The organism is Mesorhizobium vachelliae, from assembly GCF_033977325.1.
Classification (GTDB): Bacteria; Pseudomonadota; Alphaproteobacteria; order Rhizobiales; family Rhizobiaceae; genus Mesorhizobium; species Mesorhizobium vachelliae.
In genome coordinates this window covers 80,055-93,347 of sequence record NZ_JAVIIR010000001.1, presented here as the reverse complement: position 1 = coordinate 93,347, position 13,293 = coordinate 80,055, and the positions used below count along the sequence as shown (strand labels likewise).

The 13,293-nt window shown below is 64.1% G+C and carries 15 protein-coding genes; 5 read left to right on the top strand and 10 right to left on the bottom strand.

Annotated elements, in window-relative coordinates; translation table 11 throughout:
• Nucleotides 1-13: 13 nt before the first annotated feature.
• Complete coding sequence (gene pth / locus RFM41_RS00495) at nucleotides 14-736, bottom strand: aminoacyl-tRNA hydrolase (RefSeq protein WP_320245579.1); 723 nt, start codon at nucleotides 734-736, stop codon at nucleotides 14-16.
• A 114-nt stretch (nucleotides 737-850) separates the two neighbouring features.
• Nucleotides 851-1,495, bottom strand: a complete 645-nt coding sequence (locus RFM41_RS00490; protein ID WP_320245578.1) for a 50S ribosomal protein L25/general stress protein Ctc — start codon at nucleotides 1,493-1,495, stop codon at nucleotides 851-853.
• A gap of 350 nt (nucleotides 1,496-1,845) precedes the next feature.
• Between RFM41_RS00490 and RFM41_RS00485 the strand changes: the two genes are divergently transcribed.
• Complete coding sequence (locus RFM41_RS00485) at nucleotides 1,846-2,490, top strand: glutathione S-transferase family protein (protein WP_320245577.1); 645 nt, start codon at nucleotides 1,846-1,848, stop codon at nucleotides 2,488-2,490.
• A 29-nt stretch (nucleotides 2,491-2,519) separates the two neighbouring features.
• On the opposite strand, the gene RFM41_RS00480 is transcribed toward RFM41_RS00485, so the two are convergent.
• Nucleotides 2,520-2,963, bottom strand: a complete 444-nt coding sequence (locus RFM41_RS00480; RefSeq protein WP_320245576.1) for a MarR family winged helix-turn-helix transcriptional regulator — start codon at nucleotides 2,961-2,963, stop codon at nucleotides 2,520-2,522.
• A 149-nt stretch (nucleotides 2,964-3,112) separates the two neighbouring features.
• Here RFM41_RS00480 and RFM41_RS00475 point away from each other — a divergent pair, with 149 nt between their 5' ends.
• Nucleotides 3,113-3,985, top strand: a complete 873-nt coding sequence (locus RFM41_RS00475) for an alpha/beta fold hydrolase (RefSeq protein ID WP_320245575.1) — start codon at nucleotides 3,113-3,115, stop codon at nucleotides 3,983-3,985.
• 79 nt (nucleotides 3,986-4,064) lie between these two features.
• On the opposite strand, the gene RFM41_RS00470 is transcribed toward RFM41_RS00475, so the two are convergent.
• Nucleotides 4,065-5,294 (bottom strand): MFS transporter, encoded by a 1,230-nt coding sequence (locus RFM41_RS00470; RefSeq protein WP_320245574.1) that lies wholly within the window; start codon nucleotides 5,292-5,294, stop codon nucleotides 4,065-4,067.
• A gap of 110 nt (nucleotides 5,295-5,404) precedes the next feature.
• On the opposite strand from RFM41_RS00470, the gene RFM41_RS00465 reads away from it, so the two are divergent.
• On the top strand, nucleotides 5,405-6,289 hold the full coding sequence (locus RFM41_RS00465) for an AraC family transcriptional regulator (RefSeq protein WP_320245573.1): 885 nt from the start codon (nucleotides 5,405-5,407) through the stop codon (nucleotides 6,287-6,289).
• On the opposite strand, the gene RFM41_RS00460 is transcribed toward RFM41_RS00465, so the two are convergent.
• The 6 genes from RFM41_RS00460 to lgt form a co-directional block, all read right to left on the bottom strand.
• Nucleotides 6,286-7,221, bottom strand: coding sequence for a ribose-phosphate pyrophosphokinase (locus RFM41_RS00460; RefSeq protein ID WP_040989656.1), 936 nt, complete (start codon nucleotides 7,219-7,221; stop codon nucleotides 6,286-6,288). The two genes, RFM41_RS00465 and RFM41_RS00460, sit on opposite strands and share 4 nt — an antisense overlap.
• A 183-nt stretch (nucleotides 7,222-7,404) precedes the next feature.
• Nucleotides 7,405-8,034, bottom strand: coding sequence for a hypothetical protein (locus tag RFM41_RS00455; RefSeq protein WP_320245572.1), 630 nt, complete (start codon nucleotides 8,032-8,034; stop codon nucleotides 7,405-7,407).
• A gap of 55 nt (nucleotides 8,035-8,089) precedes the next feature.
• Entirely contained in the window at nucleotides 8,090-9,241 is a 1,152-nt protein-coding gene (locus RFM41_RS00450) for a M24 family metallopeptidase (RefSeq protein ID WP_320245571.1), read from the bottom strand.
• Nucleotides 9,242-10,030, bottom strand: coding sequence for a peptidoglycan editing factor PgeF (gene pgeF / locus RFM41_RS00445; RefSeq protein ID WP_320245570.1), 789 nt, complete (start codon nucleotides 10,028-10,030; stop codon nucleotides 9,242-9,244).
• A gap of 88 nt (nucleotides 10,031-10,118) precedes the next feature.
• Nucleotides 10,119-11,186 carry a class I SAM-dependent methyltransferase gene (locus RFM41_RS00440; protein ID WP_320245569.1) on the bottom strand — a complete coding sequence of 356 codons (1,068 nt, stop codon included), beginning with the start codon at nucleotides 11,184-11,186 and terminating at the stop codon, nucleotides 10,119-10,121.
• On the bottom strand, nucleotides 11,183-12,037 hold the full coding sequence (gene lgt, locus RFM41_RS00435) for a prolipoprotein diacylglyceryl transferase (protein ID WP_320245568.1): 855 nt from the start codon (nucleotides 12,035-12,037) through the stop codon (nucleotides 11,183-11,185). The genes RFM41_RS00440 and lgt overlap by 4 nt, the downstream gene beginning before the upstream one ends.
• Before the next feature lie 130 nt (nucleotides 12,038-12,167).
• Here lgt and RFM41_RS00430 point away from each other — a divergent pair, with 130 nt between their 5' ends.
• Nucleotides 12,168-12,470, top strand: a complete 303-nt coding sequence (locus RFM41_RS00430; RefSeq protein ID WP_224636597.1) for an accessory factor UbiK family protein — start codon at nucleotides 12,168-12,170, stop codon at nucleotides 12,468-12,470.
• 311 nt (nucleotides 12,471-12,781) lie between these two features.
• Entirely contained in the window at nucleotides 12,782-13,282 is a 501-nt protein-coding gene (locus tag RFM41_RS00425) for a type III secretion system chaperone family protein (protein WP_040989643.1), read from the top strand.
• Nucleotides 13,283-13,293 lie beyond the last annotated feature (11 nt).

The following is a 13,293-nucleotide window of genomic DNA, read 5'->3' as shown; positions in this document are numbered from 1 at the left end:
GCGCCGCCGCTCTTCAATCTTTTCCGAACAGCTTCTTCAGCATGGCGGCCATAGGGCCGCTTTCGGGAATTTTTGCCGTCGGCTGCTGCGGGCGCGCCTGGCGGACATGGCTTTGCTGCTTCGGCGCCTTGGGCGGCGGGCGGTCGTCATCGCCGGTCGGCACCAGCTTGTCGCGCAAGGTGAGGGTGACGCGGTTCATGAACGAGTTGTCGTCGCCCTTGGCGAGCAGCGCGGCGTCGTCGGCGATTGCGTCCAGCAGGACATCGAGCCACTCACGGTCCGCCTTGGCGAAATCGCCAAGCACGTGGCCGTGCACCATCTCCTTGACGCCGGGATGGCCGACGCCGATGCGCACCCGGCGATAGGCGTTGCCGACATGCTGGTCGAGCGAGCGGATGCCGTTATGGCCGCCGGAGCCGCCGCCGACCTTGACCCGGAGCTTGCCGGCGGCAAGGTCGATCTCGTCATAGAAGACGGTGAGCGCAGCCGGCTCGAGCTTGTAAAAGCGCAGCGCCTCGCCGACCGACTGCCCGGACAGGTTCATGAAGGTCTGCGGCTTGATCAGCAGGATTTTCTCGCCGCCGAGCGTGCCTTCGCAGATCAGGCCCTGGAATTTCCGAGACCAGGGCGAAAAGGAATGGCGGCGGGCTATCGCGTCCGCCGCCATGAAGCCGACATTGTGCCGGTTGTTCTCGTATTTCGGGCCTGGATTGCCGAGGCCTGCAAAGACAAGCATCGCCGTCTCCGGACGCCTAGAGCATGATGCCGAAAAGTGTGAGGCGGTTTTCGGAAAACATCATGCTCTATTTCTCTGATTTAGAGCCGGATGAAATCATCCGGCTCGGAGAAATTACTTCTCTTCGGCCGCCGGGGCCGCCGTCTCGGTCGCCGCCGCCTCGGTGGTCTCTTCCGTCTCCGGCTTCATTGCGGCGGAGCCGGCAATGGTCGCGATGGTGAAGTCGCGATCGGAGATGACCGGCTTGACGCCGGCCGGCAGCTTGACCGCCGAGATGTGGATCGAGTCGCCGATGTCGGTGCCGGTGAGATCGACGGTGATGGATTCCGGGATCGCGTTGGCCGGGCAGTGGAACTCGACTTCGTGGCGAACGATGTTGAGCACGCCGCCGCGCTTGATGCCGGGCGACTTGTCCTCATTGATGAAGTGGACAGGCACGTCGACATTGACCTCGGTGTCCTTGCCGATGCGCAGGAAGTCGACATGGACAGGGAAATCCTTGACCGGGTCGAGCTGGAAATCCTTCGGCAGAACCTGGATCTTCTTGCCGTCGACATCGATCGTGGCGACCGTGGTCAGGAACCCGCCGCCATGGATCTTGTAGAAGATGTCCTTGTAGTTCAGCGCAATCGCCAGGGGAGGCTGCTTGTCGCCGTAAATAACTGCAGGCACTTTACCGTTGCGACGAACTGCACGGGCGGACCCCTTACCGACCTGTTCGCGCGCTTCGGCCTTGAGCTCGTAAGCATCGTGGCTCATGGCATTTCCTTTCGCGTGTTATGGAGCGCTTGCGGCAAGCACGGGGCCAACCGTAAACGTCGAAAGCCGTCGCGGCCTTGCACGATCTGTCCGATGCGTTTGGCGATCCAAATGCGTCTGGGGATCATGCCGGGCCTTGCCGGCCTTCCTCCGCGTTGCCTCCAAGGGTGTCTACGCGGGTGGCGGCTCTATAGCGGAAGGCGGGCGGGGGCGCAAGCGGTTGGGCTGGAAGGCTTGGCATGGGTGGTTGCCAGCGACGAAAGCATAACCGGAAGTCCCGTTTGCGACAATGTAGGATAGGGCGGCTCTCAGCCGTCCTGCGGCGCGTAACCAGAACCGTGGGGACCACTATGAAACTTCTTTTCAGCCGCAATCCCAATCCTCGCCTCGCGGTCGCGACGGCGCGCTATCTCAAGGCGGAGATCGCGTTCGAATTCGCATCGCCCATGGCGCCGGGGCAGGCCGAGCGCTACCGCGCGCTCAACCCCAATCTGACCTTGCCGATATTGGTCGGCGCGGGATGGAGCCTGTGGGAGGCGGACGCCATCGCCTGCCGGCTTTCGCGCACGACGCGTTCGGATTTCTGGCGCAACGGAGACGATGAGCCGGACATGATCCGCTGGATCAGCTGGGGCAAGGAACGGTTCGCCTTCGCTTGCGACATGGTGCATTTTGAGCGCGGCACCAAGCAGCGCTACGGGTTGGGTCCCATCGATCAGGCGCTGGTCGAGGAGGGGCTGAAGCAGTTCCACAGAGCCGCGGCGGTCCTCGAGCCTGAGCTTTCCGCGCGGGATTGGCTTGTCGGCAATTCGATCTCCTATGCGGACTTCCGCATGGCGACGTTCCTGCCCTTCAACGACGTTGCCGGATTGCCGCTCGACGACTATCCGTCGATCCGTCGCTGGTATGGTCGGCTGGAAGCGATCGACGCCTGGCGCGACCCGTTCCAGGGGCTGGATGCGCCGCCGCTGCCGCCGGTCAAGATCGAGGCGTGAACGCCGGCTTTTGCGCGATTCCGTTGCGCTTAGGCGGCGTCGACCGCCTGGCCGTCAGTCAGCGCGTCGCGCAACGCCTGGATTTGCCGGTTCAAGGCATCGAGTTCAGCCAGCTTCATGCCTGACCGCTCGATCAGCGTCTCGTTCAGGCAATTGCACTGGACGAGCAGAGCCCGTCCGCTGGGGGTCAGGTCGACTTGCACCTGACGCTCGTCGGTCTGGCTGCGCTGCCGTGTGACAAGGCCAGCCTGCTCCATTCTTTTGACCAGCGGCGTGATGGTGCTCGATTCCAAAGCGAGCCGATGCGCGATGCTGCCCACCGACATGCCGTCCGCCTCTCCCAGCGCGTTAAGCACGAGGTATTGCGGGTAGGTGATGCCCATCTCATCCAGCATCGGCTTGTAGGTGCGGTTGATCGCCATCGAGGTGGCATAGAGCGTGAAGCAAAGCTGATTGTCCAACGGGAGAGGCACGGCGCATTCCTTTTGCCGACTGAGCATCCGCTGTGTACCACGAAAAATGATATCGCGATACATATTTTCGTGGACAAGGCTTTGGATCTCCGCTACGCAGATAGTTATCGCGATATTGTTTATTGCGGTATCAAACGAAGGAGATTGAGATGAGCTTGCAGACCACTCCAGGGCAGACCAAGTCAGGTTCGGGCAGCGGCACGATCACCACCAAGGACGGAACGCGGATCTTCTACAAGGATTGGGGGACGGGCCAGCCGATCGTATTCCATCATGGCTGGCCGCTGAGCAGCGACGACTGGGACGCCCAGATGCTGTTCTTCCTGTCAAAGGGTTACCGTGTCGTCGCGCATGACCGGCGCGGCCACGGCCGTTCCAGCCAGACCGATACCGGCAACGAGATGGACACCTACGCGGCCGACGTGGCTGAGCTCGTCGCGCATCTCGACCTCAAGGACGCCATCCATGTCGGCCATTCGACGGGCGGCGGCGAGGTGGCGCGCTATGTGGCCAAGTATGGCTCGGGCGGCCGCGTCGCCAAGGCCGTGTTGATCGGCGCGGTGCCGCCGATCATGGTGAAGACGCCTGCCAATCCAGGCGGCTTGCCGATCGAGGTGTTCGACGGTTTCCGCGCGGCGCTGGCGGCCAATCGCGCCCAGTTCTTCCACGACGTGCCGGCCGGCCCGTTCTATGGCTTCAACCGTCCGGGCGCGCAGGTTTCCGATGGCGTCATCGACAATTGGTGGCGCCAGGGCATGATGGGGGGCGCCAAGGCGCATTACGACTGCATCAAGGCCTTCTCGGAAACGGACTTCACCGAGGACCTGAAGGCAATCGATGTGCCGGTGCTGGTCATGCATGGCGACGACGACCAGATCGTGCCGATCGCGGACTCCGCGCTCATCTCGATCAAGCTGCTCAAGAAGGGCGAGCTCAAGGTCTATAAGGGCTTTCCGCATGGCATGGCGACGACCCGTGCGGATGTCATCAACGCCGACCTGCTGGCCTTCTTCAAGGCTTGAGGCGGGTCGCCAAACACGAAAGCACCCGCCAGGCGGCGGGTGCTTTGATCTTTGGAAGTCGTTCGAGATGGCCGGGCAATCAGGCCTTCCGCGCTTCCTTCATGTTGGGCAGGAAGACCGTCAGCAGACCGAGGAAGGGCAGGTACGAGCAGATCTGATAGACGAAGTCGATGCCCTTCATGTCGGCGACGACGCCGAGCACCGCGGCGGCGATGCCGCCCATGCCGAAGGCGAAGCCGAAGAAGATGCCGGCGATCATGCCGACGCGGCCCGGAACCAACTCCTGCGCGAAGACGACGATGTTGGAGAAGGCCGACGAAAGGATCAGGCCGATCAGCACGGTCAGCACCATCGTCCATTCCAGATTGGCGTAGGGCAGCGCGAGCGTGAAGGGCAGCACGCCGACGATCGAGAACCAGATCATCGCCTTCTGGCCGTAGCGGTCGCCGAACGGGCCGCCGAGCAGGATGCCCAGCGCCGAGGCGCCGAGGAACAGGAACAGCATCACCTGGCTCATCTGCACCGAAACACCGAACTTATGCATGGCGTAGAAGGTATAGTAGCTGGAGAGCGAGGCGATATAGGCGTTCTTGGTCAGCACCAGCAGCGTCAGCACGGCCAGCGCCCACATGACCTTCTTGCGCGCGAAGGGCGAGACATGGGCGGCCTGCTTGCGCGTGGCCATCGAGGCGCGCAGCCGGCTGTACCAGCCGCCCACCTGCCACAAGACGACGATGCCGATCAGCGAGCCGACGGCGAACCAGGAAATGCTGGTCTGGCCGAACGGCACGACGATGAAGGCGGCGAGCAACGGGCCCATGGCCTGGCCGAAATTGCCGCCAACCTGGAACAGGGACTGCGCCAGGCCGAAGCGGCCGCCCGAGGCGAAGCGGGCGATGCGCGAGGATTCCGGATGGAAGATCGCCGAGCCGATGCCGATCAGCGAGGCGCCGATCAGGAGCAGCCAATAGTGGCCGGCATGAGCAAGCACCACCAGCCCGACCAGCGACGAGGCCATGCCCCAGGGCAAGGAATAGGGCATCGGCTTCTTGTCGGTGATCATGCCGATCACCGGCTGCAGCAGCGAGGCCGTCACCTGGAAGGTGAAGGTCAGAAGGCCGATCTGCCAGAAATCGAGACCGTAATTGTCCTTGAGCAGCGGATAGATCGCCGAAAGCAGCGACTGCATGATGTCGTTGACGCAGTGGCAGAAGCTCACCGCAAGAATGACGGTGAAGGCCGTCGCTTGCGCCGAGATGTTGCTTGCCGGCGCCGGTGCGGCGACGGAGGTGGCGGTCGTATCAGTCAAGGCAATGCTCCGTAGTCTTTGGGCGGCGAACCGCAGCCGGCCTTATAGGCCCGTTGCCAAGCGACTTCTTTCGTGGTTTGGTCCAATAGTTTCGCAAGTGGGCCACATCAATGCCGCACGGCAAGGAGATATTCAAAGGCGACGCCGCCGAGCTCGGCCGGCTGCACGAAAGCCGCTGGCAATGGCTGGAACAGGCCGTCGGACCAGCGGTGGCGCTGCCGACCGAATATCCGGACGGCTATCACGTGCCGCGGCACCGCCACAGCCGCAGCCAGTTGCTGCACGCGCTGGTCGGCGTCGTGCTGGTGACGACGAAGCACGGGCGCTGGATGGTGCCGCCCGACCATGCGATGTGGATACCGGCCGGCACCGAGCACGCCGTCGAGATGCTGGGCGACGTCTCGATGCGCTCGGTCTATGTCGTGCCGGATGCGGTCGCCGGTCTGCCGGAAGGTTTGCGCGTCGTCGGCATCACCGAACTGATGCACAGCCTGATCGTGGAATCGGAGAAGCTGCCGCAAGGCGGCGAGCTTGAGGGACGCGCCGCGCTCGTCATGGGGCTTTTGCTGCACGAGATCCCGAACCTGCCGGAACGGCCGCTCGGCCTGCCTTTCCCCTCCGATCACAAGCTCGCGGCGCTCTGCCGGCGCTTCGTGGCGGCGCCCTCGCCGCATGCGACGATCGACGAATGGGCGGATGCGGCGGGCATGAGCCGGCGGTCGTTCACCCGTGCCTTCCATCGCCAGACCGGGCTGTCGCTGTCGACCTGGCGCCAGCAGGCGTGCCTGTTCGCGGCGCTGCCGAGGCTCGCCGATGGCGAGCCGATCACCAGGGTGGCGCTCGATCTTGGCTATGACAGCGTGCCGGCTTTCACGACCATGTTCAAACGCATGCTCGGCGCCTCGCCGCGCGGTTATATGCGCGGCGCCCGTGATGCTGGCGAGGGGACAAAGCGGCCGAGCGGCTCGCCTCGCGCGGAGACTGCGGCGGTTTAATCGAACAGGCTCGACACCGATTCCTCGGTCGCCGTGCGCGAGATCGCCTCGCCCATCAGGTCGGCGATCGAAATGACGCGGATATTCGGCGCATCGAGCACGCCCTGCGTCGGCTGGATGGAATCGGTGATGACCAGCTCCTGCAGCTTCGAGCCGGCGATGCGGGCGACGGCGCCGCCGGAGAGCACGCCATGGGTGATGTAGGCGGTGACGGAGGTCGCGCCATTGGCGAGCAGCGCGTCGGCCGCGTTGCAAAGCGTGCCGCCGGAATCGACGATGTCGTCGATCAAGAGGCAGTCCTTGCCGGCGACCGCGCCGATGATATTCATGACTTCCGATTCGCCCGGGCGCTCGCGGCGCTTGTCGACGATGGCCAGCTGCGCATCGAAGCGCTTGGCCAAAGCGCGCGCCCGCACCACGCCGCCGATGTCGGGCGACACCACGACGACATTGCCGAGCTGCTTGTATTTCGCCTTCACGTCTCGGGCCATCACCGGCACCGAGAACAGATTGTCGGTCGGGATGTCGAAGAAACCCTGGATCTGGCCGGCATGCAGATCGAGCGTCAGCACGCGGTTGGCGCCGGCGCGGGTGATCATGTTGGCGACCAGCTTGGCCGAGATCGGCGTGCGGCCCGAGGCGCGGCGGTCCTGCCTTGCATAGCCGAAATAGGGGATGACCGCCGTGATGCGCCGCGCCGAGGAGCGCATGAAGGCGTCCATCATGATGAGCAGTTCCATCAGATGGTCGTTGGTCGGATAAGAGGTCGACTGCAGGATGAACACATCCTCGCCGCGCACGTTTTCCTGGATCTCGACGAAGATTTCCTGGTCGGCGAAGCGCCTGACGCTGGCCTTCCCTAACGGGATGTTGAGATAGCGAGCGACCGCTTCGGCCAGCACCCGGTTGGAATTGCCCGCGAAAAGCTTCATGCACCGTTCCTGGTGAAGGATGGAGAGGCCGGAGAGACTCTCATGAGCCTTTTATGCGGGCTTTTAGCGGCCCGCGCCGGTATTGCAAGCCTCGTTGTGGGGATTCCTTCCGGCGACCGCAACAAACAGGGAAAACATCGCAAGCCGGCAACAGTTTGGCCGGCAATAGTTTTGCCGGTCCGGTCAACCGGCGCCGCCGCTGCCGAGCCAGGCGGCGAACTGGTCGATCGTCTGGTCGGCGATGGCCTGCATGGTGGCGGGCGCCACCGTGGGCCAGCCCTCGCCGGCGCCGACGGAGGGCGCCTTCTGCTGGCCATTGATGCGGTGCAGGCGGTTGCCGGACGGATCGTAGATGTCCCAGACATAGATGACGGTCGTGTCCTTGCCCTCGGACATCGTCGAAAAATAGCCCTTCAGCACATGTGTCGCCGTCTGGTCCGTGCTGCCGACAAGCGTCAGGCCACGCTGTTTGGCACGGGTCTGCAGTTCCGCCGTCAACGGTGCCGCCGCGTCCACCGATGCGCCGACGATCGGCGCCACCTGCAGCCGCGTCCTGGCGATGGCGGCGGTCTGGGCCGGCGTCGCGGGTCTTGCGGATGCTGTCGTCGCAGGCGCAGGCGCTGGCGAAGGAGCAGGCGCGGTCGTGGTCGGAGAGGTGGCCGTTGTCGATGTGCCCTGCGTGGCGGCCGAAGACTGGGTCGAGCTCGCCGGCGGCTTGACGGCGGAAGGATCGAGCACGTCCTTGGCGTTGGTGCAGGCGCCGAGCGCCAACGCCGCAAGCAATGACACGGTCGTCACCCGCGATCGTCTCATTTGCCTGAAAACTCCCTAGTGGCGAACGCCCCCGCGTGAACCAACCATTATGGATTCACTGCACGATCAAGTCGAGATCATGGCGCGACAGCGGCTTCGGCGCCGATTCCGTGGTGAGGTAGGTGCGGCCAAGAGTCATCGCGGTCTCGGTCTCGGAGTCCATGATGATCATATGCGCGAACAGCGTCATATTGGGTGCGATCGGCTCCGGATTGCCCTGGTAGAACATCGGCATGTCCATCCAGGACGGCGTGAAGCGTGCGCCGACCGAATAGCCGCAGGCATTCAGCCGGTGCTTGGTCAGATTGTGCGCCTCGAGCGTGCGGGCATGCGCGTCGAAGACATCGCCGAAGGTGTTGCCCGGCGTCATCGCCTTTTCGACCGCGAGCAGGGCGGCACGGGAAGCGTCGAACAATTCCTGGTGACGTTTCGACACCTTGCCGGTCAGAACGGTGCGCATCATGGGGGCATGATAGTGGTGGAAGACGCCGGCCCATTCGAGCGTCAGCTGGTCGTTCTTGGTGAGCTTGCGACGGCCGGCCTTGTAGCGGCAGAGCAGAGCGTCGGCGCCGGAGCCGATGATATACTCGTTGGCGGGATAGTCGCCGCCGCCGGCAAAGACCGCGCCCTGCATGGCGGCGAGAATGAGCCCTTCGTCGCCGCCTTGCTTGATCAGCGGTAGCGCCGCATCCAGCGCGTCGTCGGATAGATTGGCGGCCTTTTCCGCCTTGGCGATCTCGGCCGGGCTCTTGAACAGGCGCAGCCGGCCGACGATGCCGGAGGCATCCGCGATCTGGCCGAAGGTCTGCAACTGCTCGTCGAGACGCCGGCCGTTATAGGCGGTCAGGCCATGGGTGTCGTATTCGACGCCGATGCGGGCGCCAAGCAGATCGAGGTCGTTGAGCAGGTTGCGCAGGTCGATCGCCGGGTTGGCGTCCTGACGGTCGGTCCACAGCACGATGTTCTCGATGGTCGAGGTATGGCGCGCTTGCCTCAGATCGGCCGAACGGGTGAGCAACACCATCGAGCCGTCGGCTTTCACCACCAGGCACTGGAAGAAGCAGAAGCCGAACGTGTCGTAGCCAGTCAGCCAGTACATGCTCTCCTGCGCGAACAAAAGCACGGCGTCGAGCTTCTTCTCGGCCATTTCGATCAGCAGCCGGTCGCGTCGTGCGTCGAATTCCGAACGTTCGAAATGCAGCGCCATTTACTCTTTCTCCAGAACGATTGCCGAAACCTGGCGCCCGTAGTCCGCTTCCTTGCGGTGTGTGGTGCGCCGGTAGGAATAGAAGAGATCTTCTTCCGCGTAAGTGCAGCGGCCAAGGCCCTCGGCGGTCACGCCGGCCTTGCGCAACCGGTCGACCGTATATCGGTTGAGGTCGAACATCGAGTGGCCAGCGGTCTTCGACGGCCTGAAATAGCGGTTATTGCCGGCGTCGGCCTCGACGAAGCGGGCGACGAATTCCGGCCCGACCTCGTAATTGTCGGGTCCGATCGAGGGGCCAAGCACGGCGACGATGCGGTCGCGGCGGGCGCCAAGGGCTTCCATCGTGGCGACCGTGTTCTCGAGCACGCCGGTGAAGGCGCCCTTCCAGCCCGCATGGGCAGCGCCGATGACGCGCGCCTCGGCATCGGCGAACAGGACCGGCCCGCAATCGGCGGTCGAGGCGCCGATGGCGATGCCGGGACGGTCGGTGACGATGGCGTCGGCTTTCGGGCGCGGGCCGGCGAAGGGCTCCCTGGCGACGACGACATCCGGCGAGTGGACCTGATGCGCGGTCAACAGATGACCCGCCGGCACGCCCATCCAATCGGCAACGCGCCGCCGGTTCTCGGCGACCAGTGTCTGATCGTCGCTGGAGCCGGTGCCGATGTTAAGCCCCCGATAGATACCGTCGGAGACGCCGCCGATGCGGGTGAAATAGCCGTGGCGCATGCCTTGCGCCTGTTCAAGCAGCGGCGAACGTACTGGATCGGGTCTGGTGTGATTCAGCATGGTTGGGTTTGTCGTCCGTGCAAGGCGGGTTCGTCAAGGCGAAGTTCGGACAACGATGCGGACCAGACGGCGAGGCCGCTCGCCGATCTCAGCCGGCTTTTGCCGCCGGCAGGACCTTCATGACCTTGAACAGCTCACCCATCGCGTCGGGGCCGGCCAGGCGTTCGACCGCGTCGGAGATGGCTTGACGTGTCTCGAGATCGGCATCGGCGCCGAGCGTGCCGGCGCGCTCGAGCAGGCCCATGCCGAGCAAAAACTCGCCCTGTGTCGACAATTGCACGTCGAGACCGTAAGCGCGCGCCATGCCGGCAAGAGCTGCGAAATCGACATGGGCGGTGAGGTCGGCCTCGCCTGGATTGGCCAAAACATCCTCGCGTTGGTGCCGGCGCAGCGCCTGGAAAGTGTCGCCGATCCCTGCCTGCAGATGGCCGTAGTCGATGAAGAGGCCAGCGCCGCCTAGGCCGGCTATGCGTTCGCCGATCTGCGACATCAGCGCCGAACGGGCAGGCGCCACTTCGACGACGGCGCCTTGCGGCGCATCGGCAGCGGCTGCCGGCAGCAGTGCCGGGTCGACGGACCCTGCGCCGGCGAAGAAATGCAGTTCATCGGCGCCGTCGAGGCCGACAACGCGCTCGCGCCAGCCTGTGCCGACATAGACGAACTGCCGGATCGGCACCGCGTCGAACAATTCGTTGCCGACGATGAAGAGCGGTTGCCGCGGCAGCGTGTCGATGGTCTGGTGCCAGGCAAGCGTCACGCTCCGGTCGGCGAGCGTCTGCTTCTGGATCTCAGCCAGGCGCGGGCTGGTCTCGACCATGGCAAAGGAGGCGCCGGCGACGAGCCCGGTGTCGAGCCGCGACCACGTGCGCAGCATGTCCTTCATCAAGGTGCCGCGGCCGGGACCGATCTCGGCAAAGGTCGCGGGCAAAGGCCGGCCGGTGCCCTGCCAGGCCTGGTAGAGCCAGACGGCGACCAGCTCGCCGAACATCTGGCTGATCTCGGGCGCGGTGATGAAGTCGCCGGCGGCGCCGAAGGGCTCGCGCGTCGTGTAGTAGCCCTCGTCGGGATCGAACAGGCAGAGCGCCATATACTCGCTGACCGGGATCGGCCCCGCCGCGCCGATCAGGCCGATGATGCGCTCCTTCAGCCGGGTCATGCCGCCCGCGGCTCGGGCGCCGGCTTTGCGGTGACCATGGCCCAGATGCCGGCGAGCACCATCGGCGTGGACAGGATCATGCCCATGGTCAGCCAACTGGTGCCAAGCAGGTAGCCGAGTTGCTGGTCGGGCTCGCGGAAGAACTCGACGAAGATGCGCGACAGGCCGTAGCCGCAGATGAAGGCGCCGCCGACGAAGCGCGGCGTCTTCAGTTTCAGCCGCGAATGGGTGAGGAAGCGCAGCACCAGGAAGAGCACAAGGCCTTCGAGCAGCGCCTCGTAGAGCTGGCTGGGGTGGCGGGTGAACGGGCCGCCATTGGGGAATTCGATCGCCCAGGGCACGTCCGAGGGCCGGCCCCAGAGCTCCGAATTGATGAAGTTGGCAACGCGCACAAGGCCGAGCCCAACCGGCACGCCTGCCGACACCACATCGAACAGTGTCCAGGTGTGGATGCGGCGCTTGAGCGAAAACAGCGTCATGGCGAGGATGACGCCAAGCAGGCCGCCATGGAACGACATGCCGCCCTGCCAGACGGCGAAGATGTCGAGCGGATGGGCGATATAGCGCTTCAGATCGTAGAAGAGCACGTAGCCGGTGCGCCCGCCGAGCACGACGCCGATAGCCGCCCAGACGATGAAATCGTCGAGATCCTCGGGCTTCATCGGCAGCTTGCCGTCCGGCCACAGGCGCGGGTCGGTGACGAGGCGCTTGGCATACCACCACGCAAAGAGGATGCCGACGATGTAGCCGACACCATACCAATGCACCGCCAGCGGCCCGATATGAACGATGACCGGATCGATGTTGGGGAAGGGCAGGGAGGCCAGCGGCAGCAGGAAATATTCGCTCAACGGGGTCTCCGGGGCACGGTCACGATTGGGCGCGGACCATGCGGCAGGGTTTTGGCGCGGTCAAGGCAAGGCTTCGCTTGCATTCCGCGCCGCGTGCCACTACCTCAAATCGACGAAGCGAGGATCTGCCATGTCGACCGGACCGAACCGCATTCTCGACGAATTCGCAAAGATCATGACCGACGCCGCGGGCGCCGCGCAGGGCGTGCGGCGGGAAGTGGAGACGGCGTTCCGGGCTCAGGCCGAGCGCATGCTGAACTCCATGGATGTGGTGCAGCGCGAAGAATTCGAGGCCGTGCGCGAGATGGCGGTCAAGGCGAGGGAAGACAACATCCAGTTGGCGACGCGCGTCGAGGCGCTCGAGGCCAGGCTCGCCGAACTGACCGGACAGGCCGCACCTGCGGGTGCTGCAAAGCCCCGCGCAAAAAAATAATCGTTAAACTTTTCCACATAGCGCGATCCGAAAAATCGCTTTGCCGTGAATCGCTTACCGGCATTGCATGAATCTTCGTGACAGCCACCTTTCCACATGCGGATGACGCAGTGCGAAAAATTGGGCTGTTCACGCGACTCCCGATCAATAGACTGAATTTGTTGCATGATTCGAGCAGGGTCATGCGCCGGGCGGTGGGGCCGGTTGGGTCTTTGCGTTGGAAAGTCCTGACCGTCCGAGTTCTAGACAAGATTGTTCGTCGTGTGTGCCCCGCGGAGCGTGTGGCGCTCCCCTGAACACAGGAAGCATTCATGGAACTCCTCGAACTCGAATTCTCCCGCGAAATCCACCCGGTGGATGTCATCGAGCAGGTGGCCCACAACAACGACTGGTCCTTCGAACGTGCCGGTGACGATGAGATTTCGATTTCGGTCGCCGGCAGTTGGACCGACTACCACGTCTCCTTCTCCTGGATGGAGGATTTCGAGGCGCTGCATCTGGCCTGCGCTTTCGACATCAAGGTGCCGGAGACGCGCGCGCTGGAAGTGATGCGGCTCCTGTCGCTGATCAACGAGCAGATGCTGTTCGGGCATTTCGATCTGTGGGAGCAGGAAGGCGCGATCATGTTCAGGCAGTCGCTGCTGCTTGCCGGCGGGGTCGAGCCGTCGAGCCAGCAGGTCGAGGTGCTTCTGTCGTCGGCGCTCGAGGCCTGCGAATGCTATTTCCAGGCCTTCCAGTTCGTCGTCTGGTCGGGTACATCGGCGAAGGACGCGCTCTCCAGCGTGCTCTTCGAGACCCATGGAAACGCCTGAACCAAACCGAT

Excerpts from the sequence above, each read along its gene's own strand:
- RFM41_RS00465 (WP_320245573.1), top strand. The coding sequence starts at position 5,405 with ATGCCGCACGGCAAGGAGATATTCAAAGGCGACGCCGCCGAGCTCGGC.
- RFM41_RS00455 (WP_320245572.1), bottom strand. The coding sequence starts at position 8,034 with ATGAGACGATCGCGGGTGACGACCGTGTCATTGCTTGCGGCGTTGGCG.
- RFM41_RS00475 (WP_320245575.1), top strand. The coding sequence starts at position 3,113 with ATGAGCTTGCAGACCACTCCAGGGCAGACCAAGTCAGGTTCGGGCAGC.
- RFM41_RS00485 (WP_320245577.1), top strand. The coding sequence starts at position 1,846 with ATGAAACTTCTTTTCAGCCGCAATCCCAATCCTCGCCTCGCGGTCGCG.
- RFM41_RS00430 (WP_224636597.1), top strand. The coding sequence starts at position 12,168 with ATGTCGACCGGACCGAACCGCATTCTCGACGAATTCGCAAAGATCATG.
- pgeF (WP_320245570.1), bottom strand. The coding sequence starts at position 10,030 with ATGCTGAATCACACCAGACCCGATCCAGTACGTTCGCCGCTGCTTGAA.
- RFM41_RS00425 (WP_040989643.1), top strand. The coding sequence starts at position 12,782 with ATGGAACTCCTCGAACTCGAATTCTCCCGCGAAATCCACCCGGTGGAT.
- RFM41_RS00450 (WP_320245571.1), bottom strand. The coding sequence starts at position 9,241 with ATGGCGCTGCATTTCGAACGTTCGGAATTCGACGCACGACGCGACCGG.
- pth (WP_320245579.1), bottom strand. The coding sequence starts at position 736 with ATGCTTGTCTTTGCAGGCCTCGGCAATCCAGGCCCGAAATACGAGAAC.
- RFM41_RS00440 (WP_320245569.1), bottom strand. The coding sequence starts at position 11,186 with ATGACCCGGCTGAAGGAGCGCATCATCGGCCTGATCGGCGCGGCGGGG.
- RFM41_RS00460 (WP_040989656.1), bottom strand. The coding sequence starts at position 7,221 with ATGAAGCTTTTCGCGGGCAATTCCAACCGGGTGCTGGCCGAAGCGGTC.
- RFM41_RS00490 (WP_320245578.1), bottom strand. The coding sequence starts at position 1,495 with ATGAGCCACGATGCTTACGAGCTCAAGGCCGAAGCGCGCGAACAGGTC.